Source organism: Neobacillus vireti (genome assembly GCF_036962465.1).
Classification (GTDB): domain Bacteria; phylum Bacillota; class Bacilli; order Bacillales; family Cytobacillaceae; genus Neobacillus; species Neobacillus vireti_B.
Genome location: NZ_JBALNF010000025.1, coordinates 123,617 through 145,792 on the forward strand (window position 1 = coordinate 123,617; position 22,176 = coordinate 145,792).

At 38.9% G+C, this 22,176-nt stretch carries 24 protein-coding genes; 16 read left to right on the top strand and 8 right to left on the bottom strand.

What is annotated here, in order from left to right:
* Positions 1–287 precede the first annotated feature (287 nt).
* From V7077_RS11070 to hcaB, 5 genes are all read left to right on the top strand, one after another.
* The gene (locus V7077_RS11070; RefSeq protein WP_335501345.1) at positions 288–1,535 is read left to right on the top strand and encodes an MFS transporter; all 1,248 of its coding nucleotides are present in this window, start codon (positions 288–290) and stop codon (positions 1,533–1,535) included.
* A 256-nt stretch (positions 1,536–1,791) separates the two neighbouring features.
* Positions 1,792–2,808: a dihydrodipicolinate synthase family protein gene (locus V7077_RS11075; RefSeq protein ID WP_335501348.1), complete on the top strand. Its 1,017-nt coding sequence runs from the start codon at positions 1,792–1,794 to the stop codon at positions 2,806–2,808.
* Positions 2,809–2,840: 32 nt separating this feature from the next.
* The gene (locus V7077_RS11080) at positions 2,841–3,827 is read left to right on the top strand and encodes an ornithine cyclodeaminase family protein (protein WP_335501350.1); all 987 of its coding nucleotides are present in this window, start codon (positions 2,841–2,843) and stop codon (positions 3,825–3,827) included.
* 29 nt (positions 3,828–3,856) lie between these two features.
* Positions 3,857–5,308: an aldehyde dehydrogenase family protein gene (locus V7077_RS11085; RefSeq protein ID WP_335501353.1), complete on the top strand. Its 1,452-nt coding sequence runs from the start codon at positions 3,857–3,859 to the stop codon at positions 5,306–5,308.
* Positions 5,309–5,356: 48 nt separating this feature from the next.
* Positions 5,357–6,172, top strand: coding sequence for a 3-(cis-5,6-dihydroxycyclohexa-1,3-dien-1-yl)propanoate dehydrogenase (gene hcaB, locus V7077_RS11090; RefSeq protein WP_335501355.1), 816 nt, complete (start codon positions 5,357–5,359; stop codon positions 6,170–6,172).
* 57 nt (positions 6,173–6,229) lie between these two features.
* Here the strand turns inward: hcaB and V7077_RS11095 are convergent, their stop codons facing one another.
* Positions 6,230–6,496, bottom strand: a complete 267-nt coding sequence (locus tag V7077_RS11095; protein WP_335501357.1) for a hypothetical protein — start codon at positions 6,494–6,496, stop codon at positions 6,230–6,232.
* Positions 6,497–6,598: 102 nt separating this feature from the next.
* Between V7077_RS11095 and V7077_RS11100 the strand changes: the two genes are divergently transcribed.
* Positions 6,599–7,162, top strand: coding sequence for a TetR/AcrR family transcriptional regulator (locus V7077_RS11100; protein ID WP_335501359.1), 564 nt, complete (start codon positions 6,599–6,601; stop codon positions 7,160–7,162).
* A gap of 107 nt (positions 7,163–7,269) precedes the next feature.
* Here the strand turns inward: V7077_RS11100 and V7077_RS11105 are convergent, their stop codons facing one another.
* Entirely contained in the window at positions 7,270–8,037 is a 768-nt protein-coding gene (locus tag V7077_RS11105; protein ID WP_335501361.1) for a methyltransferase domain-containing protein, read from the bottom strand.
* A 129-nt stretch (positions 8,038–8,166) separates the two neighbouring features.
* On the opposite strand from V7077_RS11105, the gene V7077_RS11110 reads away from it, so the two are divergent.
* Positions 8,167–9,030 (top strand): LysR family transcriptional regulator, encoded by an 864-nt coding sequence (locus V7077_RS11110; protein WP_335501364.1) that lies wholly within the window; start codon positions 8,167–8,169, stop codon positions 9,028–9,030.
* A 57-nt stretch (positions 9,031–9,087) separates the two neighbouring features.
* On the opposite strand, the gene V7077_RS11115 is transcribed toward V7077_RS11110, so the two are convergent.
* Positions 9,088–9,639 carry a M15 family metallopeptidase gene (locus V7077_RS11115; protein WP_420489637.1) on the bottom strand — a complete coding sequence of 184 codons (552 nt, stop codon included), beginning with the start codon at positions 9,637–9,639 and terminating at the stop codon, positions 9,088–9,090.
* A gap of 345 nt (positions 9,640–9,984) precedes the next feature.
* Between V7077_RS11115 and V7077_RS11120 the strand changes: the two genes are divergently transcribed.
* The 5 genes from V7077_RS11120 (at position 9,985) to V7077_RS11140 (ending at position 14,031) form a co-directional block, all read left to right on the top strand.
* Complete coding sequence (locus tag V7077_RS11120; protein WP_335501366.1) at positions 9,985–11,277, top strand: MFS transporter; 1,293 nt, start codon at positions 9,985–9,987, stop codon at positions 11,275–11,277.
* 115 nt (positions 11,278–11,392) lie between these two features.
* Positions 11,393–12,040 carry a pentapeptide repeat-containing protein gene (locus V7077_RS11125; RefSeq protein ID WP_335501368.1) on the top strand — a complete coding sequence of 216 codons (648 nt, stop codon included), beginning with the start codon at positions 11,393–11,395 and terminating at the stop codon, positions 12,038–12,040.
* A 351-nt stretch (positions 12,041–12,391) separates the two neighbouring features.
* Entirely contained in the window at positions 12,392–12,817 is a 426-nt protein-coding gene (locus tag V7077_RS11130) for a DMT family transporter (protein ID WP_335501372.1), read from the top strand.
* Between the two features lie 17 nt (positions 12,818–12,834).
* Entirely contained in the window at positions 12,835–13,512 is a 678-nt protein-coding gene (locus V7077_RS11135; protein ID WP_335501374.1) for a Crp/Fnr family transcriptional regulator, read from the top strand.
* A 21-nt stretch (positions 13,513–13,533) separates the two neighbouring features.
* Positions 13,534–14,031, top strand: coding sequence for a DMT family transporter (locus tag V7077_RS11140; protein ID WP_335501377.1), 498 nt, complete (start codon positions 13,534–13,536; stop codon positions 14,029–14,031).
* A gap of 9 nt (positions 14,032–14,040) precedes the next feature.
* Here the strand turns inward: V7077_RS11140 and V7077_RS11145 are convergent, their stop codons facing one another.
* The 5 genes from V7077_RS11145 to V7077_RS11165 all read right to left on the bottom strand — a co-directional run bounded on the left by V7077_RS11145 (position 14,041) and on the right by V7077_RS11165 (position 17,817).
* Positions 14,041–14,205 (bottom strand): hypothetical protein, encoded by a 165-nt coding sequence (locus V7077_RS11145; RefSeq protein ID WP_335501379.1) that lies wholly within the window; start codon positions 14,203–14,205, stop codon positions 14,041–14,043.
* A gap of 609 nt (positions 14,206–14,814) precedes the next feature.
* Positions 14,815–15,333, bottom strand: coding sequence for a DoxX family protein (locus tag V7077_RS11150; RefSeq protein ID WP_335501381.1), 519 nt, complete (start codon positions 15,331–15,333; stop codon positions 14,815–14,817).
* A 173-nt stretch (positions 15,334–15,506) separates the two neighbouring features.
* Positions 15,507–16,385 carry a DMT family transporter gene (locus V7077_RS11155; protein WP_335501384.1) on the bottom strand — a complete coding sequence of 293 codons (879 nt, stop codon included), beginning with the start codon at positions 16,383–16,385 and terminating at the stop codon, positions 15,507–15,509.
* A gap of 93 nt (positions 16,386–16,478) precedes the next feature.
* Positions 16,479–17,177 carry a DUF421 domain-containing protein gene (locus V7077_RS11160; RefSeq protein WP_335501386.1) on the bottom strand — a complete coding sequence of 233 codons (699 nt, stop codon included), beginning with the start codon at positions 17,175–17,177 and terminating at the stop codon, positions 16,479–16,481.
* Positions 17,178–17,247: 70 nt separating this feature from the next.
* The gene (locus V7077_RS11165) at positions 17,248–17,817 is read right to left on the bottom strand and encodes an HAD hydrolase-like protein (protein WP_335501388.1); all 570 of its coding nucleotides are present in this window, start codon (positions 17,815–17,817) and stop codon (positions 17,248–17,250) included.
* A gap of 141 nt (positions 17,818–17,958) precedes the next feature.
* Between V7077_RS11165 and V7077_RS11170 the strand changes: the two genes are divergently transcribed.
* The 4 genes from V7077_RS11170 to V7077_RS11185 are packed head-to-tail and all read left to right on the top strand — an operon-like array spanning position 17,959 to position 21,994.
* Positions 17,959–19,500, top strand: a complete 1,542-nt coding sequence (locus tag V7077_RS11170; RefSeq protein WP_335501390.1) for a spore germination protein — start codon at positions 17,959–17,961, stop codon at positions 19,498–19,500.
* A gap of 5 nt (positions 19,501–19,505) precedes the next feature.
* On the top strand, positions 19,506–20,612 hold the full coding sequence (locus V7077_RS11175; protein WP_335501392.1) for a GerAB/ArcD/ProY family transporter: 1,107 nt from the start codon (positions 19,506–19,508) through the stop codon (positions 20,610–20,612).
* The gene (locus tag V7077_RS11180) at positions 20,587–21,837 is read left to right on the top strand and encodes a Ger(x)C family spore germination protein (protein WP_335501394.1); all 1,251 of its coding nucleotides are present in this window, start codon (positions 20,587–20,589) and stop codon (positions 21,835–21,837) included. Before V7077_RS11175 ends, V7077_RS11180 begins: the two co-directional genes overlap by 26 nt.
* Before the next feature lies 1 nt (position 21,838).
* Complete coding sequence (locus tag V7077_RS11185; RefSeq protein WP_335501396.1) at positions 21,839–21,994, top strand: hypothetical protein; 156 nt, start codon at positions 21,839–21,841, stop codon at positions 21,992–21,994.
* Positions 21,995–22,176: the final 182 nt, after the last annotated feature.

Genomic DNA, 22,176 nt, shown 5'->3' on the forward strand with positions numbered 1-22,176 from the left:
GGGAGCCTCCTCGGCGCAATTGCGCCTGTGGGGTCTCCTCTGCCCCGTATTCCCGCAGGAGTCTTCGCCGCCTTCCGCTCCAATCAACATGCTAAATAACAACAATAACCTTTTTGCACAGCCAATTTTATAAACACCTTTGCTCCGTCAACGAAAGAATGATTCGAAGGATACTATAGTGGTTTGGGGGTTCTTTAAAAAAATAGATGGAACCTCCTTGAAATAATTTTTCAATCATGTGTCAAACTTCTGGGTCCATTATTGTTTAAGGAGAAAGGGTGTTTCATTTGGAAAAACGAAGGTTTTGGAGTTATGAGAATAAATTAGTAACCATTTTTTTCTTCTCGATTGGATTTGTATTTTTTGACCGATTAGCCATTAATTATCTTGTTCCATTTATCCAGAAGGATTTTGCTTTAACCAATACACAAATCGGCCTAATTGGTTCCGCATTAGCGATCACATGGGCGATTTCTGGACCATTGGGAGGGTATTTATCCGACAGGGTTAAAAGCCCCAAAATCATTTTGGCTATTTTCATCTTTGCTTTTTCTCTCGTTTCTTTATTGCAAGGATTTGCTGCATCTTTTGCTATGGTGCTTGTTTTACGCTTGCTTATGGGAGTTCTCGAAGGCCCGATTACACCGATTACACAATCCATTTTGGCAATAGAATCGTCAGAGAAGCGTCGCGGCTTCAACATGGGATTTACGATGAATACTGGTAATGCTGTTTTCGGAAGTTTTCTAGCTCCATTGATCATCGTGGGTTTGGCAAATGCATTTGATTGGCGGACTGCCTTTTATTTAACGATTATTCCAGGTATTATTTTGGCTGCTTTCATTATGAAGTCTGTGAAAAACCCGGATAAGGGCAATTCTACAGTCCATTCTCCTGCTGCTTCTAGAGAAAAAGTGGACTTTAAAGAAGTATTAAAACACCGAAACATTTGGTTATCCGTCGTTATATTCAGTTTCTTTATGATCTATGTAATGGCTTTCAATATCTTTGGTCCAACCTTTCTTGTGAATTATAAGCACTTGTCTTCAGGCACCATGAGCATTATTATGGCAGCGTTTGGGGCAGGTTTCGCCATCTTTGGCATTATCGTCCCCGCCATTTCAGATCGGATTGGCCGAAAACCAACCACACTCATTTTTGGAGTTCTGTCCATATTTACTCCACTTGCTGTCGTATATTTGGATTCCGTTGGGTTAATTGTGGCGTTGGTTTTTCTATTCTCCTCAGGTATGGGTGTCGGAGCATTAGTGATGTCTGTGATCCCTACTGAATCGGTCCCACGCCAATATGCTGGAGTTACAGTCGGATTAACCATTGGTATTGGGGAAATCTTTGGCGGTGTGCTTAACCCTGTATTAAGTGGTATGGCTGCTGATGCTTGGGGACTTACTGCTCCACTTTTGATTAGCTCCTCTGCAGCGGTTCTTGCTTTTATTTTCTCGCTGTTTATTCAAGAAACCGCACCAGTTAGGGTACAGGTGAACAACGAAATCGAAACGGCAGTAAAAGTCTAATTTTTATTATAATACAAAAATAGCCCACAGCTTGTATAAAGTTGTGGGTTGGATTGGAACGTGTACTAGTTAACAGAAACGTATGTCAAAGGCAGTTGCTTGACTGGAAGTTCCGCATGGCTTTTTTTTTACTGATTTCTTGTAATAACGAATCCTTATAACCAGCATAATTTTTCGATATTTCATATTATTATTGCAAACTATTAATATTTACCTATAAAGCGTTCCCATTATCTTTAAAGGAGAGAATAATTAAATGGCACAGTATACAAGATTGGAAGCTAGAGAGTGGGCAAGAGAAAATTTACATGGACTTGCAAACGTTGTCATTCCATCGTTTTCCCAAGATCTAACCAAGTTAAACGAAAATGGAATCAGACATGATGTAAGAAGATGTATGGAGTTGGGATTTACAGGGACATTGCTAGTAGCAGAAACCGCTACTACATTAGAAGAATATATTCAATTTACAAAATGGGCAGTGGATGAGGCAAAAGGGAATTTAACGATCATTCACCATGCCGCTTTTAATACACTGGAAGAAAACATTCAAGCTGTTCAAGCGGCTGAAGAAGCTGGAGCCGCTTTAGTGCTCCTTTCATACCCAGCAAATTTTTATCCGAAGGACAGTCAGGAAATCTATGAATATACAAAAGCGTTTGCTGAATCTACGAATTTAGGTATTGTTCTTTTCCCTGTTCCACTATGGGGATTCGAACGTTTGCATCCTGCAGCAATTGATCCAAAGATTATTAGACAGCTTCTTAATGATGTTCCTAATATTGTCGCAATTAAAGCAGAGGGCGGAATGCCATTAATTGCCGGTTTTACTGAATGTTATCAATTATTTAATGATGAGGTAATTGTCACCACTCCTTTAGAAAAAGATGCATTTGCATTAGGTAACCTGGTTCCAATTCAATGGATGGGTACAAGTAATTATGAAATGTACGGAGATGTATTGCCAAAACTATTTAATTTAATGAAAGAAAGAAGATTTGAGGAAGTATACGAACAGTATTGGAAATTACAGCCCGCTAGATCTACCATTGGCAAGTTTATGGCATCTTCAGATGGTGCAGGTCTAGTTAATCGTATGCTATGGAAGTATGCATCTTGGCTGACTGGCTTTAATGGTGGACCATTACGCCAGCCAACTATGAAAGTTAATTCGACTCATATGACTGCTATTCGTCAAGCTCTAATTAAATCTGGAATTGAAGTATCGAACGATGATGACAGTCAATTCTTCCTTGGCCGTTATCAAGACTAATAGAAATAAAACCATGATACTGGGGTGATTATATGACATTAATTTTAAGCTTAAAAGATGTTGAGCAGGCCATAAACATGAAAAATATGATTGAACAAATTGAGGAAGGGCTTGTTGAAGAACATAACGGAAATGTGAACATGCCGCCGCGAATGAATATGTCTACGAATAACCAAGGCTTTTTTCGATTGATGTCTGCGGTAATGAATGATAGCGGTTATATGGGTTTTAAGGCTTTTTTCAAGAGTGGACCAGTGGTACGATATCTGATTGGTATCATTGACCAAAACGAAAATAATTTGGAGGCTATGATGGACTCCTCTTATTTAACGGCAGTTAGAACTGGGGCGACAACGGGGTTAGCGACAAAATATTTAGCTAGAGAAAACGCAAAAACGGTTGGGGTGATCGGCTCTGGCCTGGAGGCTCGTACGAATTTGGAGGCCGTTTGTGCGGTAAGAGAGATTGAGTACGTGAAAGTGTATAGTCCGAACCCTCAACGCAGGGAACTTTACGCTGCAGAAATGAGCGAAAAGCTTGGTATTAAAGTCGAAGCGGTAGAATCTCCAGCGTTGGCAGTAGAAGGTGTAGATATTGTAAATGTATGTACAAACACATCTACTAAAGGTAATGGAGTTGCTTTTGAAGGCAAATGGGTCAGGAAGGGTATGCATGTAAACTCAATTGGATCTACCATGCCTATCATGAGGGAAATTGATACCAATACGTTCGAAACAGCTGATTCCATCGTTATTGATACAAAACACCTTGAAACAGAATCCGGCGATGTTCTCGAAGCCATAAAAAGCGGACAGTACGATCCATCTAAAGTTGTAGAATTGAAAGAATTGGCAGCAGGACAGAAAGTTCGGATATATGACGAGCAAATTACTCTTTTTAAATCGGTAGGTACGGCGGTTCAAGATATCATGGCAGCACGTGCAGTATATGAGGAAGCTAAGAAGCTAAATGTAGGAACCGATGTAGGCGACTTTTTAGAGGCAAAAATGTTTAATTAATATTCCCAATTTAAGGAGGGTGAGACATAATGAGTGGTGTTTCGACGACTCAAAATGGTACTGGTCTCTATATAAACGGTGAATGGTTGGAGACCAATGAAAAGATGAAAGTGTACAATAAGTTTACCCAAGAGGTAATTGGTGAGGCAGCCGTTGCTGGGCAGCAGGATGTGGACGCAGCAATTAAAGCGGCAAATGAAGCAATGGCTAATCGTCCACTACCATCCCATGAAAGATTTGAAATATTGAAACGTACGGCGGAACTCATTTCGAAAAATGCAGAAGAGATCGCTCAATTAATCGCGAAAGAAGGGGGAAAGCCTTTAAAGGATGCGACTGCTGAAGTCAATCGTTCGGTCCAAGTTGTGATGACTGCTGCCGAAGAGGCGAAAAGAATTCATGGTGAAACGGTATCTCTTGATGCTGTTCCAGGATCTGGAAATCGAATGGGTGTTTATATTCGCGTCCCTGTAGGCGTGGTTGCAGCCATTACACCTTTTAACTTCCCGATGAACTTAGTCGTTCATAAAGTAGCACCTGCTATTGCAGCTGGTTGTGCAGTTGTTCTTAAACCTGCATCCACTACTCCACTAAGCGCGATTTATTTATGCAATTTGTTAGAAGAGGCTGGTTTGCCGAAAGGATATATTAACTTAGTTATTGGCTCAGGTCGTACCGTAGGCGATTATTTGGTTGCACATCCTGATAAAAAGATGATTACTTTTACAGGCAGTCCAAATGTTGGCTTGCGTATAAAGCAAAACAGCGGTTTTAACCGTGTTACGCTAGAACTAGGAAATAACTCTGGAAATATCGTCCATTCGGATGCTGACCTAGATTTGGCTGCTGACTTGTTAGCGAAAAAGGCATTTGGTTCAGCAGGACAATTTTGCGTTTCCGTACAACGGGTTTATGTACATGAGGACGTCATCGACGCTTTTACAAAAAAAATGGTAGAAGCTACAAATAACTTAGTTGTGGGCAACCCTTTAGACCCTAATACAGATGTAGGCCCTCTGATTACTTTAGATGAGGCTAAAAGGATAGAAGACTGGATTAAAGAGGCTGTAAGTGATGGTGCAGAAGTGCTTACAGGTGGTACTCGTGATGGAGTGGTAATACAGCCAACACTATTAAGAAAAGTAAGCTCTACCATGAAAGTGGTCTGCGAAGAGGTTTTTGGACCTGTTGCTTCTATTATTCCATACCAAACATTTGATCAGGCCATTGATCTTGTCAATGATTCAGAATATGGTCTGCAAGCAGGCGTCTTTACCAATAATGTGAACTTGGCGTGGAAGGCAGCCAAAAAGATTCAAACGGGCGGCGTGATTATTAATGATACTTCCTCTTATCGCGCAGATATTATGCCATACGGCGGAATAGATAAGAGTGGAGCTGGCAGAGAAGGTCCAAAGTTCGCAGTAGAAGAAATGACGGATATCAGAATGGTGGTTTTTAATGTCCAGGACGATAAATAGAGTATTCTAACGATAGATTAACACTCGTTGTAAAGGGGCTAATGTTGTATGGGCTGGTTAGAAGGAAAGGTAGCATTAATCACCGGAGGGGGATCCGGCATCGGCCGGGCATTGGTTGAGAGGTTTCTTGATGAAGGTGCTCGTGTTGGTGTATTAGAACGTTCGGATCAAAAAGTAAAAGATTTGCAGGAGCAGTTTGATGACCGTGTAGTGGTAGTTCAGGGAGATGTAACTCGGCTTGAGGATAATGAAAGAGCAGTAGCTGAAACGGTGCGGGCATTTGACAAGATTGATACATTTATCGGCAATGCAGGTATCTTTGATTACTTTGTTACATTACCAGATTTGCCAAAGGAAAATCTTGAGAAATCGTTTGAACAGATTTTTGGTGTAAATGTGAAGGGACCTCTTTATGGGGCTAAAGCAGTTCTGCCTGAATTGCTGAAAACACGAGGAAACATGGTTTTTACAGTTTCTAACGCAGGATTTTATCCTGCAGGCGGCGGCCCGCTTTACACGGCATCCAAACATGCTGTAGTAGGTTTGATTCGAGAATTAGCATATGAACTATCTCCTAAAATTCGTGTGAATGGAGTAGCACCTGGAGGTACACTTACAGATTTAAGGGGACCAGAGGCATTAGGGCAAGAAAAACAAACACAATCAAGTGTAGATAATATAGAAGAACTAATGAGTTCTACAACTCCTTTGCATGTAGTACCTTCCCCTCAAGATCATACAAGTGCCTATGTCATGTTAGCTTCAAACAAGGATTCAATGGCAATTACAGGTGTAATTATTAATAGTGATGGCGGGCTTGGTGTACGAGGATTTCATTCGATAGCAGGCGGAGAGGACCTATAAATACTTATTAAAAGCCTATTTAGATTAGGATATCTAAATAGGCCTTTTTCTGCTTTCTTATTTTTTATCAATTAATTTCAAGGCTTCATTATATAACTTGGAATCTACTACTTTATTTTCATCAATCGGTTTCTGAATTAAACCATTCTTTAAATACCAGTCCGACCATGTTTTCAAATCATCTGTCCAAAACTTTGCATTTGGATCAATATAATTTAAATTTTTGGCAACACTTTCTTTCGGAAGACTAGTTTGCTGTGCTAAAATTTCGATGTAAAAGACAGTTGATAGCACCCAAATAGAAGGGTTGTTTCTAGTATGCATTTACGGATGCTAGAAACAAACTCCACAACAAAAACCTTTGAAATAGAAAAATTTTTTGATAGTGTAATAAACAGAAGTACCCCGAGGAGGTTTACAACGGAAATGGATACAAAATCGATGATCATCGACGTCTCAACCACTCTTTTTCAACAAAAAGGGTATATAGGCGTAGGTTTAAACGAAATATTAAAAGCGTGTAACATCTCAAAAGGCTCGCTTTATCATCATTTTCCGAATGGAAAAGAAGAATTACTTATAGCCTGTCTACAATCAATGAGTGAGTCGATTACGACAGACATTGAGAATATTTTCAAACGATATCAAACTACCCAAGAAGCCACCCAGGCAATGATTGAACAATTAATCGACAGCTATAATCGAGAAGGTACTATTGCGGGTTATACCTTTACCAGTATTGTTAGTGAAATGGCTGCATTAAGTGATTCTGTCCGCAATGCCTGTTCGCACTTGTACATAAAGATGCAAACGATCTATTCAGAAAAGTTAGTAGCAGATGGGTTATCAAAAGAAACAGCTGATTCTATTGCTGTGATGATGACAGCAGCGTTCGAAGGGGGAATTATGCTCTGTTTAACACAAAAATCAAGCCACTCATTAAAGGTTTTGTTGCAATTATTACCTAAGCTCATGAGGGAAGACCAATAATGGCCGTTTTTATCGTTAGCTTAATAAACCAATCCATCAGGTTATTTTACTTAACTAGAATGGATTGGTTTATTTCTGTGTAAAATATACCGTTTATATTGCCTTCATTATTCTTTATAGCCGATGACACGAATCCTTTTATAATCACCAATCCAGCTGCCGTCCTTATATAGAACCTCTTTTAAATTGTTTGCCACCTTTGCTGTTATGCCGGCTTTTTTTCTTTCAGGAATACCTGCTAACATGCCGCTGCAGAACATATCGATCCAGTTTTTAATGGCAGATTTACCTTCCAATGGAGTTGGACGGTCAAAGTGATGGGCAAAGGTTACCCTGAATTCTGCTTGTTCCATGAAGGACGAGTATTCAGCAATACTCGGAAAGTACCAAGGGAATCTTTCTATGTCAAAAGTGAAACCTTCTGCCTCAATTTGATGAACTAATTCATCTGAAATGGCCTGAACGTTACCCTTGCCTCCAAATTCAGCCACAAATCTTCCGCCTTTTTTTAAGCTATTATAAATACAAGTTAGAGCTGGCTTTGGTTGTTTGATCCAATGAAGTGCAGCATTCGAAAATACAGCATCAAATTCATGTTGGAATGCTAATTCTGTTGCATCTTGAACAAGGAATTCAATAGTGGGGTATTTACTTCTTGCTTGCTCAATCATTTTTGCAGATTTATCCACTCCGGTAATCTCTGCACCAAAATCAGCTAATTTTTTTGCCAAATCACCTGTTCCACAGCCAAGGTCAAGGACTTTTTCTCCTTTTTGCGGAGCTAATAACTCGATTAAACTTTCCCCATACATCGATACAAATGAATGTTTAGAATCGTATAAATTGGCATTCCATGCGTCCATTCTTTTTTTCATTGAACAATCGCTCCTTTAAAATTAACTGTATATTCCTGTTGATTCGATTATAATGGAGTAGTTAAATAATGGATATTAACAAAAAATCAAGAATTTAATAACGAACTGTTATTGAATAGAGGGACCTACATGGATATAAAGTGGCTAAAGACCTTTATTATTTGTGCCAAGTATGAAAATTTTAGAGAAGCATCTGAAGAGCTTTTTCTGACTCAGCCTGCAGTGACTAAACATATTAAAAGGCTGGAGGAAAACCTTAACATCCTCTTATTTGAACGAGTGGGCAATAAAGTGGTTCTCACACCAGCTGGCTATAAGTTTTTAACTTATGCCAGGGAGTTAATGAATAATTACGAACAAGGGATGGATGACTTTGAATCGTGGAAACAGGGGTATAATCGGAAACTGATTATTGTCGCAGCCCCACAAATTGCCTCATCCTTTCTGCCGGGATTGTTACGAAAATTTACGGATGAAAATCCGGATATCGAAGTGATTATTAATGTCCTCAATTCATATGAAATAGGCAAGGAAATCGGTGCGGGCAGGGCAGATCTTGGACTCAGCAGAATCGTGCCTGTTCAAACAAATATACGGACAGAGACGGTCCACAAAGAATCGGTCATCTTAGTTGGGCCCAGGGAATCCTCTTTAGATGAACAAAGCGTGCTTCATACATATAGATTGATAACTCACAACCATCCAGATTATTGGGAACAGCTTTTGGACGTTATTAAGAGATATTATCCGAAGGTACAAACAATGAAGGTGAATCAAGTGGAGGTAACCAAAAGGTTTATTGAGGCAGGGCTTGGTGTTTCCTATTTACCTCTTACAGTAGTTAAGGAAGAAATTGCAATGAAAAAGTTAGTAAAAATAACTCCAGATCAAATTTTTCCTCCAACCTCCTCAACCTATCTAATTACAAAAGTAGAGACAGAGGAAGTGTTTATTTTTACTCGGTTCTTAAAAAAGGCAATTTTAACCTTCTAGTTACTAAAAACACAAAGCACCGCAGAATTGCGGTGCCTAAAATTAGTTATTATGTTCTTATTCTTTGTCCGAATCTGCGGTAAGTGATGTGCCTGCAGGTCTCTCGCCATTCTGTAAATCAGCAATAGTCAGGCCGAAATTCATTTCTAAATGGGGGTAATCTTTAAAGCCCTTCCAGTCACCGCCCCAGTCAAAACCTAAAGCCTTTGCCATTTGAACAACTTCAGTCCAGTCTGCTACTCCATTTTCATTTCGGTCGTATTCCCTGTCCCAAATTACATCACCTGAAGGAGTCTCTAATGCAAAATCAATGGCAAGTCCAAAATTGTGATAGGACTCTCCTCCTTTGGCATTTGTAACAATATTTCCCCCGGTCGTACGGCCTTGTTTATAGAGTTGATCTTGGTCAGCAGCACTTCGGAAACCATCTGTAACCACGACTTCAATTCCTTTTTTAGCCGCCTGCTGGATTAATTGATCGCTCCGTTCTTTTACAACCGGATTGAGTTCTGTAGGTAATGGCACCGACTGATTTTTTTTCAAGTCCGTAGAGGATTTAGAATCCAAATAGAATAGGATGAAGACCAGAACTAGAGTTATAGTAAACAATATACTTCCTATCCGTTTTAGCTTCAAAATGACTAGTCCTTTCGAAAAAAAATTATTTCATTATAATTAGACGCAAATCAAATATTGTTATTTTCTATATTTCGATTCACTTTAGGATAACATTGGTTCCTTTATTATAGCTTAAAAACTTATAGAGATAAGTAATTTAAAGTGGAATTATGCCGAAATATACTAAAAGTGCGTGGATAAATGTCGGAATAACGTAGAATTAATTGAAATTCCATGAAAAAAAAACAATTCTCATTGAATTTTCTATCGAATTCGTGGAATTCCAGGAAAGTAAGTTGTCATCGGATAAGTGATGATTGCTTAGATACTTAAGATATGAAGTCTGGCATTAAAAGAAGTATAATAGAAGCACAAAAATTATCGAATATTGAGAAAAAGGGTGTGAATTTGATTTTGCTTCCATCAGGAGATTCACTTTTTAAACAGCCGAGTTTTAGGAATTATTGGGTATCGAGGATTTTGGCATCAACCTCATTCCAAATGCTGTCCGTTGCGATCGGATGGCAAATGTATGATTTGACCCATGATGCTTTCAGTTTAGGGTTAGTCGGACTTGCTCAGTTCATACCGATGGTACTACTAACATTTGTTGTTGGTCAGGTTGCCGACAACTATGACCGTCGAAAAATTGTTTTTATCTGCCTAACGATTGAAGCTGTTATCGCTGGATTGCTTTTATATGGAAATATTGGCGGCTGGCTCGGGCGTGAAACAATATTGGTGGCAGCTGCAGTTCTTGGGGCTTGTCGAGCGTTTGAAGGCCCAACCTCAGCAGCGTTATTGCCGCAATTGGTACCAAAAAAGATCCTGCAGCAAGCCATTTCATTAAGTACTACGGCTGGTCAAACTTCCCAAATCTTAGGTCCGATGATAGGAGGGTTACTTTTTTCATTAGGTGCATCCTATGTTTACAGTACGGCAACAGTTGCGTTGCTTGTTGGAGCAGTACTTACATATACGATTCGTGCTGAACATGAATTCGTCCGAAAGTCAGAACCGGTATCATTACGGTCCATCTTCTTAGGATTGGAATTTATCTATCGTCATCCGGTAATCTTAGGGACGATCTCGCTTGATTTGTTTGCCGTCCTGCTTGGCGGAGCTACTGCGCTTTTACCGATTTATGCACAGGATATTTTGCATACAGGTCCATGGGGATTGGGATTAATGCGGACTGCTCCGGCAGTTGGTGCGTTATTAGTGTCCCTAGTGCTTGCCTATTACCCGCTTAAAAACAATATCGGTTTAAAGCTGTTTGGGGCACTTGCTGTATTTGGCTTGGCGACGATGCTCTTCGCCCTTTCAAGCAGCTTAATCGTTTCGTTGGTTGCGTTACTGCTGATTGGTGGTTCGGATGTCATCAGTGTGGTCATAAGATCCTCACTTGTACAGCTGCAAACGCCTGATGAAATGCGCGGCCGTGTAAATGCGGTAAACTCGCTATTTATTGGCACGTCTAATCAACTTGGCGAGTTTGAATCAGGAACCCTTGCCGGCCTGATTGGAACGGTACCTGCGGCTTTTATTGGTGGAGTTGGAACGATCTTAGTTGCAGGATTGTGGATGTATTTATTCCCTTCGTTGAGAAGAATTCGATCATTATCATAGAGTTAACCTTATAGTAGATTGGAAGTTTATTCGGTTTCCGTTTCATATTAGAACTATCATCAGCTGCTCCCCTATGGTAGAGTTACCTAATAATAACTAATGTAAGGGTGATAGTATGAGTAAAGGGTTTAAAATTGAACCTCCCAGGATATCAACAAACTTAAGTAAGGCTAATTTCAATGATGTTTATAATGAAGAAGAACCGCAATTAATCAACTGTATGGTTACGGGGTCTCGAGCAGATGAGGTTGAAATTACTAAACTCATCCTTTCGGAAGTTGTCTTTAAAAATGTAACGTTCCTTAATGCTAAGCTGCATAGGGTGGATATGACAGACGTAATATTTGAAAACTGTGATCTGTCCAATGTTAGATTTAGCGAAGGAATTATCCACCGCGTCTCCTTTAAGGACTGTAAATTAGTGGGTGTAGATTTTTCAGATGCCAATCTGGGGAATGTAACGTTTGACAATTGTTTAGCTAATTTCAGTGAGTTTGTTGACTCTAGTTTAAAACAGGTGGGCTTTCAGCGAAGCTCCTTACAGAGTGCAAACTTTTATGATAGCAAACTGACTAAAGTGAAAGTGACTGAATGCGATCTTAATGATGCTCATTTTGAACAAACTCTGTTAAAAGGGATTGATATTAGTACCTGCCGATTTGAAAAATTAAATGTTTCAATTGAAAGTCTGGCGGGATGTGAAGTCTCACCAGAGCAGGCAATTGGGTTTGCTTCTTTGATTGGATTAAAGGTAAAACAATAAGCTTTTTAGAACGATGCATCCATGATACGGAGCATCGTTTTTTTGGCAGCTGTTTAGGATTGACATATTAAAGGATCAAGCATTTTCTTAATGAGAATTAAAATATATGAGTCCAGCTTCGATATAAAATGTATATTCCTAAACCGGTAAAGAGGATTATATAGTTTAAGGTTATCTGTATCATTTAAATAACGCCTACCTAACAGGGAATATTATATTAGTCTTATTCATTGAGCGATATTAATACCTCCGGGTTAAAATAAAATGTTGAGCCTGAGGACATATGTCCTATCCTGAACATGAAGAAATATCTTTTAATATAGATAAATCTAGTTTAGGGAGAGATAAAAGATGAAGGGATGCTTATTTGCCGTTTTGGGAGGAGCTTTTATTACACTGCAAGGGGTAGCAAATACACGGATTAGTGAGGACATTGGAACGTGGCAGGCTGCAACGATTACCCAGTTTACCGGTTTTATTGTGGCCCTCGTGATTACTTTATTCGTCCGAGAAAATAAATGGCAGGGATTTAAGCAGGTAAATCCTTTATATTTATCTGGAGGGGCGTTTGCGGCGATTGTTATTTTTGGCAATGTCACTTCAATCCAAAAAATTGGGGTAACCATGTCCATTTCGGCCATATTGATTGCCCAGTTAACGTTAACCTTTATTATTGATAGTAATGGCTGGTTTGGGCTTATAAAACAACGGATGAGACTGCCGCAATTTATTGGGATTGGCTTAATGATTGCCGGTGTAGTTATACTTCGTTTTTAAATGGAGGTCGAGAAGCCGTGCGGGAAATCATAGATCACGGGAAGTTGGAGTCATATATCCAGATGCATCAAATTGATAGGATATTTACAGAACAGCTCCATCAACATTTAACTCTGTATTGTTTTGATAAAGGGGAGTTGATTTGCTCTCAAGGTGATCCAGCACAGTATTTATATATTCTGGTTGAAGGGAAAATTAAAATCTATACCAATTCTGCTGAAGGCAAAACCCTTATCCTTTCGTTTAAAACGCCGCTTGAGGTGATAGGGGACTTGGAATACGTACAGAGTATTGATTTTATCAACACAGTTGAAGCGGTATCATCGGTTGTAATGATCGGTGTTCAACACCGCTGGCTGAAGCAATTTAGTCATGACCATGCCCCATTGCTTAATTTTTTATTAGAGATTATTACGAAAAAATTTCATCTTAAAAATAAATCAATGAGTTTTAATATCATGTACCCTGTGGAAGTCCGGCTGGCAAGTTACCTTTTATCTATTTCGTTTGAGGGATCGGAGCTGGTTACCAGTATAAAGGATGCAGCAAACTTAATTGGAACAAGTTACCGTCACTTAAATCGAGTGATTACCCAATTTTGCAATGAGGGTCTGATTGAACGGAATAGAGGCTTTATCCTTGTAAAGGATATTGAGGGATTAAGAAAGCTTGCTGGGGACAATATTTACGAATAAGGTTGAGGGAGAGAAGCTTAAATGGTAGTAGGATTTATTTTTGCATTGATCGCGGGTTCGTTAGTTAGTTTGCAAAATATATTTAACAGTAAGGTCAATGAACGCGCAGGTTCCTGGGCGACAACTACGCTGGTATTAGGACTTGGATTTTTGGCATCCCTGATAATGGGGCTGATTTTTGAAGGGGGAGAATTGTTTCGTTTAGATGGGATGAAGCCCTGGTACTGGGTGAGTGGAGTCATTGGGGTAGGAGTGGTTACGTGTATTGTTCAAGGAATCAAACAGCTCGGGCCAACAGTTGCTGTTTCAATCGCCTTAATCTCGCAGCTTGCCTTCGCATTATGGTGGGATTCCATGGGTTTTATGGGATTGGAAAAGGTTCCATTTACTTTTAAACATTTGCTTGGTGTCCTGGTGATTGTGGCTGGGATTGTCGTCTTTAAGTTTGGCGGTCGACAAGAAAGTCGTAAAGTGTCTAGGATTATCCAGAATGGAGCAGAGCATCTAGGCAAAAACTAAAGCAACCCTTTACGGCTGCTTTGTGTCATTTTGCTCTGTTGATGTTGATTGCAAAGGGGAACGTTCTAACGCTTCGTTTATTTTCTCTTTGGTGATTTCGATATTTTCCTCTGTACGAGTATTCCAAATACTATACTTCATTTGGTTTCCCCCGCCATTGTGTTCATTTTTCATTTTGATATTTCACCTCCATTCTTATCGTTTCTAGAAGGAGGTGAAAATATTTATGTAGCTTTAGGAAATCTGCGTCTATCGCTCGGATAGAGGATGTTGACACTCTGAAGAAGGGAATTTATGCTATGAAAAGGGGTGTTTAGTCTCGGATGAAGGGAATTTACTTCCGAGAAGAGAATAAATGTGCGATGCAATCCAAAGAAAGGCTAGTAATCTATCAAGAGCGCATCATAAAAAGAATTGAAAATCAATTGGCCAAAAAATTACTGGGATCATGAACTGCAGTACCTAACTCGTCATCCCGTCCCCTCTAGTACCGGCTCCACCTACGCCAAATACCATGATAGCCACACATGCTATCCCCACTAATATAAAGTATACCCATTTATTATTAACAAACTGTGTCTTATTTGTTATAAGCATATTAATTCTTTATTAAAGTATTATTAAATGAAAAAATGGTCTATCGGAATCAATGGTTCCGAAGGGCAGCTTATGTCATTAAGAAATATATGCGATTGATAACTAATTCATGGAATGGAACTAATAAATAATAAGAAACAAAAAAGACAGTTCGGAATTCCGAACCGTCTTATTATCAACTTGTAATTACGCTGCTGCTTTAGGTTTTTCAGCACCAGCATTTTTGTTAGCCATTTTTTTAAAGAAAGGAACAACCCAGCGGTCTAAACCGATTCTACCAGCATTATAGCCAGCAGTTAAGATGATGAAGCCTAAGAAAATGTCTCTAGGGTTGTGAGATACAGTGCCTGCTAAGAAGAAAGAGAAGTTCATGACTAGACCAAAGAACATCGCGGTTGTTGTTAAGCAGCCTAAGATTAAGCCTAAACCGATTAATGTTTCACCCCAAGGAACGATTACATTAAAGATATCAACGTTTGGTAATGCAAAGTGTTTTAGAAAGTCTACATACCAGCCAAATACGACTGCGCCGTCTGGACCTTTTACGGGGTTGGCGATCGCTCCTTTTAAAAATCCAGATGCATCGAATCCACCGCTCGTTAATTTTCCAATCCCTGCGGAGATCCAAGAATAGCCAAGATATACACGTAAAACAGTTAAGATCACTGCTGAAATTTTATTTTCTCTTAAAAATTTGTTAAACATAAATGATTCCACCCTTCAAATTTTGTTTTCTCTTTATGGTTCTACTATATTCTTTTTTTACTTAAAAAACATGGCAATAGGGATAAGTTCAAGGTATGTTCGAAAAGATATGGCAGAAATTTGTCAATAGTGAAGGGCTTCATGTAAGTGAGAATACAAAATTAAAACTCCCACTACGGGGTGGTAGTGGGAGTCTTGATTTTGTATTCTTGTTTTTCACTTATTAAGGTTGAGCCGAGGATGAGGATTCCGCCTATAATTTGAATCACAGTCATGCTTTCACCTATGAAAATGGCAGCAATTATAACAGCAGAAATTGGATCGATATAACTTAGAACTGCAATGGTGGAACCCTTTAGTTCTTGAATCGAGGTAAAGTATAAAAAATAAGCCAATCCTGTATGGACAATACCAAGGATCAGGATAAAGATAAATGTAGTAGAGTTTAGCCCTGTAAAAGTAAGATCCCCGTGCCACCAAACATATGGCATAAGAACAATGGCTGCTGCCATTAATTGGACTAAGGTTATTTCAAAACCTGATAGGTTCTTAATAAATTTGTTCATTAAAATAACGCTGGCATATAGGGCTGCTGCCAGCAGGCCATATAAGATGCCAAGGGTCTGATTTTGTCCTTCTCCCCCTGGATTAACAATTAAAAACAGACCGATCATCGCAGCAATAATGCAGCCAATCTTTACACTTGTCAGTTTTTCCTTCAGAACCCATGGCGCCAGGATCATCACAAAGATGGGCGCAAAGTAATAGCTAATCGTAGCGTTAGAAATGGTTGTGTACCGATAAGATTCAAATAAGAAAATCCAATTCAGGCCGATTGCTCCTCCTGATAATAAGAGGAGGAGTGCGTTTGCTTTTAATGCTTTGAATGATGGCTTATGTTTGACTAAAAAACTAGCTGCAAGCAGGAATAGGCTTCCGATTACCCCTCTTAAAAACGCAATTTCACTGGATGACATTTCAATATTTCTTACAAAGACCCCAATGCTTCCGAAGATGAGCATGGTCGTGATGAGTCTCATTTTTCCTTTCATGTCGAACCCCCCTAGTATATTTAATCGAATCATAAAATCCGTGTTTTCACAACCGTTTTTTGGAGGGCTTCTTAAAAAAACAGCAGCTCATTATTACTTTGATAGCTGCTGTTTGTCTTGATAGAAATCAATATACAAGTTTCCTTTAGTGGTGACGACCGCATAGGAGACTTTAGAAACCTCGGTATTTCTGTTTTGGAGTTCTGCTTTGAGCCATTCTTCGCTGTAGGGGGAGTTAGAGAGGTTATCCGATAATACTTCACCATCCATTATTAATTCTACTGGAACCTTGTACGGTGACGGATTCATATTTAAATCTTTTCGGGTGATACTTTGATATTCTGCTTTTTTTAAAACGGACAGTGAGCCATTTACTTCTAAAATGGCCCACTCGACTTCATCAATGGTAAAGACATCTTTCCCTCGTAAGGCTTGTTTTAAAATATCAATGGAAAACCCAACTTTTTGTAATGCTTCTTCCAGGATTTCTCCCTTTTGGATGAGCGTGACAGGCTTTCCGGCAATTCGTTCTCGAAAGCGCTGGCTCTTGACAGAGAGGATATTTAAGGTGAAGATAATCGATCCCATCATGACAAACGAAAAGATAAAGTACAGAAAGCTGATTTTATAATTAAAGGTTAAATTGCCTGCTATGGTGCCCATGGTAATGGTGGCAATAAACAAATGATAGGTTTTTTGAAATATAGTCCGTTTTCCGAGAATATGTACAAAAATCCATAATATGACAAAAGCGGCAATCGTTCTCATAATAACAACTAAAAACACTGACATACGTTTCTCCCAAACGATGATTTGTTTGGGTTAGTTTGTTCTTTTGAGATGAAATTTATTCGGTTTCCTTCTATAACTGATTAAGGACTTTAGAAATAAAATCTGAGTAATTTTCAACATGGAAATCCGCGGTGATCGTTGGATTTTGAAACGCAACGGTCTTAATGTTTAAACGACGGGCAGGGATTAAATCTAAATCGCGATCTCCGACAACCAAATCGATATGATTATTTTTTAAAACGTACTCATAGGAAGCCGTATGCGGCTTTCTAATAAACCCTTGTTCTTCGACCGAGACAATCTCTTCGAAGTATTTTAGTAAATTGAATTTTTTAAGCAGCATCAGGGTGGATTCCTTTTCACGGTGTGTGACAATAAAATTATGATCAACTGAAGCCAAAACCTCTTCAATATGATCAAAAGGCTGACTGTTTACAGAGTGCATATTGTATAGACGCTGATATTCACCCCTCAGGTCTTCAGAAATACCATAATGCTTAAAGGCTGTTTTTGAATCCTTTTTCAACCACCGTAATACCTCGGCTCGATCAAGGTCCTGCTTGCTAAGACTTACGAACCCCTCAACTAATGCCGGATATGTATCAAAAAGGGTACCATCAAAATCCCAGAGCAAATTCATTTTTATTCCTCCATTTTTAATAGTTTTCACTTTCCTTATCCTATAGAAAAATCAGACTATATTCAATTATTCCAAACCTTTCCTAACATACATAAAGACCCCTAAAGTTGGAAAACTATTTAAACATGGAGGTGGTTCATAATGAAAAAGACAATTCTGAAAATTCTTCTGAAAAAATTAAATTCTGAACCACAGTTTGACGAACAATCCAATCAAAAGGTAATGGAACTAAAAAAAAGTGATATAAGCAAAAATTATGATCAAAATTTGCATACCTTTAAGACCCTCTTCAGTTATCCGAAAAATACAGATGTTAAGGTACGTGAATTAAGAATCAGAGCCCTAGACAGACGTGCCTTTATTATTTATATAAGTACAATGGTTGAAGTCCAAAATATTCAGGAAGGCATCATCGAGAAGTTACTCATAAGCGATCAGCCTACAAGGAATATCGAGGATATTGTCTCATATCCCATTTTAAAAACATCGGCCATCATTGGAGAAATTACAGAGTATATTACAGGCGGCATAACTGCACTGTTTATTGATGGTGATCAGGACTGCTATTTATTTGAAACGACCAAAACGCGTGGACGTGGAATCGAGACCTCGCAAAATGAGGTAATTGTCAAAGGGGCAAAGGAAGCTTTTAATGAAAAGGTAATTGATAATATAGCGCTAATCCGCAAAAAGATTAAAAATGAAAATTTGATTATAGAGTCACAGGTTGTATCAAAACGGTCAAGGAATGATGTCTTTCTTGTTTATCAGAACGATTTAGTGAATGAAGAGCTGCTCAAAAACATAAAGGAAAAATTAGCTGGACTTGATACGGATAAAATCCTCGATTTAAGTATATTAGAGCAATATCTTGAAGAGCGGCCCCGATCTCTATTTCCAACGATATTGTATACAGAACGTCCTGACCGGGCAGCCTCCTTCATTGAAGAGGGTCATATTATCCTATTAATGTCGAACTCGCCCAGCTGTTTGGTGCTGCCGGCTACCTTTTGGGGAATCATTCATTCCCCTGAGGACCATTACCTAAGGACGCCTTATGGTAATTTCATCCGTATTTTGCGGTTAATGGCGATGTTTGTTGCTGCATTCGCCTCATCCTTTTATATTGCCATTACCAATTACCATGTTGGTATGATTCCGCCAGATTTATTGATGGCGATTGCTGGGACAAGAGAACGCGTTCCTTTCCCATCGATTATCGAAATTTTGATGATGGAAATTGCCTTTGAACTTATTCGGGAGGCTGGGCTGCGTGTCCCCTCTCCCATTGGTCCTACAATAGGTATTGTTGGTGCTTTAATTTTGGGACAAGCGGCTGTTCAGGCCAATGTAATTAGTCCGATCGTTATCATTGTCATTGCCTTGAGCGGCTTAAGTTCATTTATTATCAGTGATGTCAGTCTTAACTTTGCCATCCGCATCTGCCGCTTTTTATTTATTTTTACTGCCGGGGCTATGGGGATTTTCGGGGCAACATCATTATTTATATTAGGATTGTTTTATCTAGTTTCGTTGAAATCCTTTGGTACCCCATACTTTGCACCGATGACACCGCGCTTCTTTTCATCTAAGGATTTTATTATCCGGCATATTCCATTTAAAGAAAAGTTTCGCCCTGGTTATTTAAAACCAAAGGATATGGTTAGACAGAGAAAGGGATAAACATTATGAATCAGCAGCAGATAAAACTTGGTATTCGTGAATATGTGTCTATCGCTATATTGATGGTTGGGGCGAAGGCAACCGAGGATACCCCGACCATTCTCTACAAGATAGTACAAAATGCCTCATGGATGATTCCCGTTCTTGCAGCAGGAATTTCTGTTATTCCGTTACTTTTATTATTAAAAACTCTTTCATTATACCCCGACAAGGATTTGTTTTCAGTAATTCGAAAGTTATTTGGGAAGTACATTGGTTTTTTGATTTGTCTGCTTATTTTCCTTATAAGCTCCTGTGGGATATCATTCGATTCAAGGTCCTATTCTAATATCATTCGGACATTTTATTACCCAACCACCCCTACACTAGTGATTTATGCCCTGTTATTGGCCATATGTGCATATGGTGCAAAAAAAGGAATACAACATATTGGTTCGGTAGCGTATCTGATTGTTTTCTATGCGGTTATCTCTTTATATATTGCCTTTTTGTTAAGTACAAAAACCAGTACAATTCGAGCAATATTTCCCATTTTAGGGTCAGGACCTGCAGAAATAGTTAAAGGTAGTTTTATTGGACTATCACTGTTCACTGATTTTTTTCTATTTACGACTATCATCCCTTTTATAAGCTCTGGAAAGGATTTTCGTAAAGGAACTTGGATTTCATTTCTATTTATCACATTTAGCCTATGTGTGATGATACTGGCCTATATCTGTATGTTTGATACTTCGTTGGGAACCATTGGCTATCCTTTTCATACACTGATCCGTTATATATCACTGGGAAGCTATCTTCCTAATGTAGAAATAATCTTTTTTGTCATTTGGTTAATGTCAGCATTTATTCGCTTTACGGCGTTTTTGTATATTAATGGAATGATGTTCGGTTTTCTGTTTAAAATCAATGACTTTGAATACTTAATTCCGTCCTTAGCCACACTCTATTTATTAATTGGAAGCTTTCCAGAATCAGCCGGAGTGGCCAGTCAGTTTAAAATGTTTACTTCGAGTGCTGCTGGGATTGTATATGCTTCTATGTCTGTCTTGCTTTGGTTAGCCGCACTGTTAAGGGGAGAATTTAAACATGCGAAAAACAGGAATAGTATGTAAAGCAATCATATTTCTAAGTGTGGTATTCCTTCTAGCAGGGTGTTGGGATCGAGAGGAACTCGAAGATCGCTCCTATGTAATTGGGTTAGGACTTGATAAATCAGAACATAAAGGGAAAATCAAAGTGACCATGCTGCTTGCAAACCCTGAGGTAGGCAGTATGCAGGGTGGCGGGGGATCAAGCGAAAAGCCACGAGAAATTATTACCTTTGATGTGAATGATATTGTAGCCGCCAAAGGGACTGCCAATTCGATCATTTCTCGAACGATTAGTTATGAATTTTTAAGAATTATTATCGTATCTGAGAAATATGCGAAGGATAAAAACTTTCCGATTACCATTTTTGATACTCAAAAGGATAAAGAGATCCGAATGAATACCTATTTAGCTGTTTCTAAAGAAAACGCCAGTGACTATTTTGTGAAGAATAAACCTATGATGGAAACAAGGCCGCATAAATATTTTCAATATATGGTCGATCATGGGATTGAAAATGGAATGATCCCAGACTCAACCTTATTTCGCTATTTTAAAACGTTGGATAGAGGAACAGACCTCTATTTGGCAATGTATACGACAGCTATAAAGTCTAAGAAGACCAAGGTGAAAAGTGAAGATGAATATATTGCGGGCGAAGTAGATGCAACCGGTGAACTCGATGAGACGCAATTTATTGGCTCTGCTGTTTTTAAAAATGGGGTAATGACAAAAAAACTCACTGGCCAAGAAACCAGGATTGTCAATATTCTAGATGATACAACGGACATCAAAGATATATTAATTGATATACCGGATCCTTTTTCTAACAAAGGGAGACAATTAGCTGCCAGGATCATGAAAAGGGAAAATAATAAAGTAAAAATGAAAAATTTAAAAGGGGCGAAGCCCGAAATAATTATCACCATCCCTTTAAAAGTAGAAATTATGACAAACCCATCGATGGTTTCTTACACATCTGAAAAAAACAGGCAAATCCTAAAAAAACAATTGATTAGTTTTTTCAAAGGAATGAATGAAGAGTTATTTAAGAAATCACAAACAAAATTGAAGGGGGTACCCTATCCATTACCCCTTTATGCACGTCCCTATTTTTTAACAAATAAGGAATTTGAGAAATTTGATTGGGGGAAATCGTTTTTAAGAGCCGATATTATTGTACAACCGGACATAGAGATTATTGATTATGGAAAGCAAACAAAAAAAACGAATAAGGTGGGAGGATAGTATGCAATTAATAACTTATATTGTTTTGTTTGGAATTATCGCCTATACCTTTGGTTTTGGCGTTACTTTATGGAAGGAGAAACAAAAGTTAAGTGCCGTTGCTGTATTTTTCCTTTGCCTCACCATCATCGTCCTTCCGTTCTTTACTATTATTTAGGCTGAGTTAAAGGATGTAGTTGATTTTAGCACGTTGATTGGAGCGGAAGGCGGCGAAGACTCCTCGAAAATGCTATCGCATTTCCTTCGTGCGTGGGCGGATTCGAGGATGCAAATTCAAAGTCCTGCGGGAGTACGGGGCTGGGGAGACCCCACAGGCGCTTTAGCGCCGAGGAGGCTCCC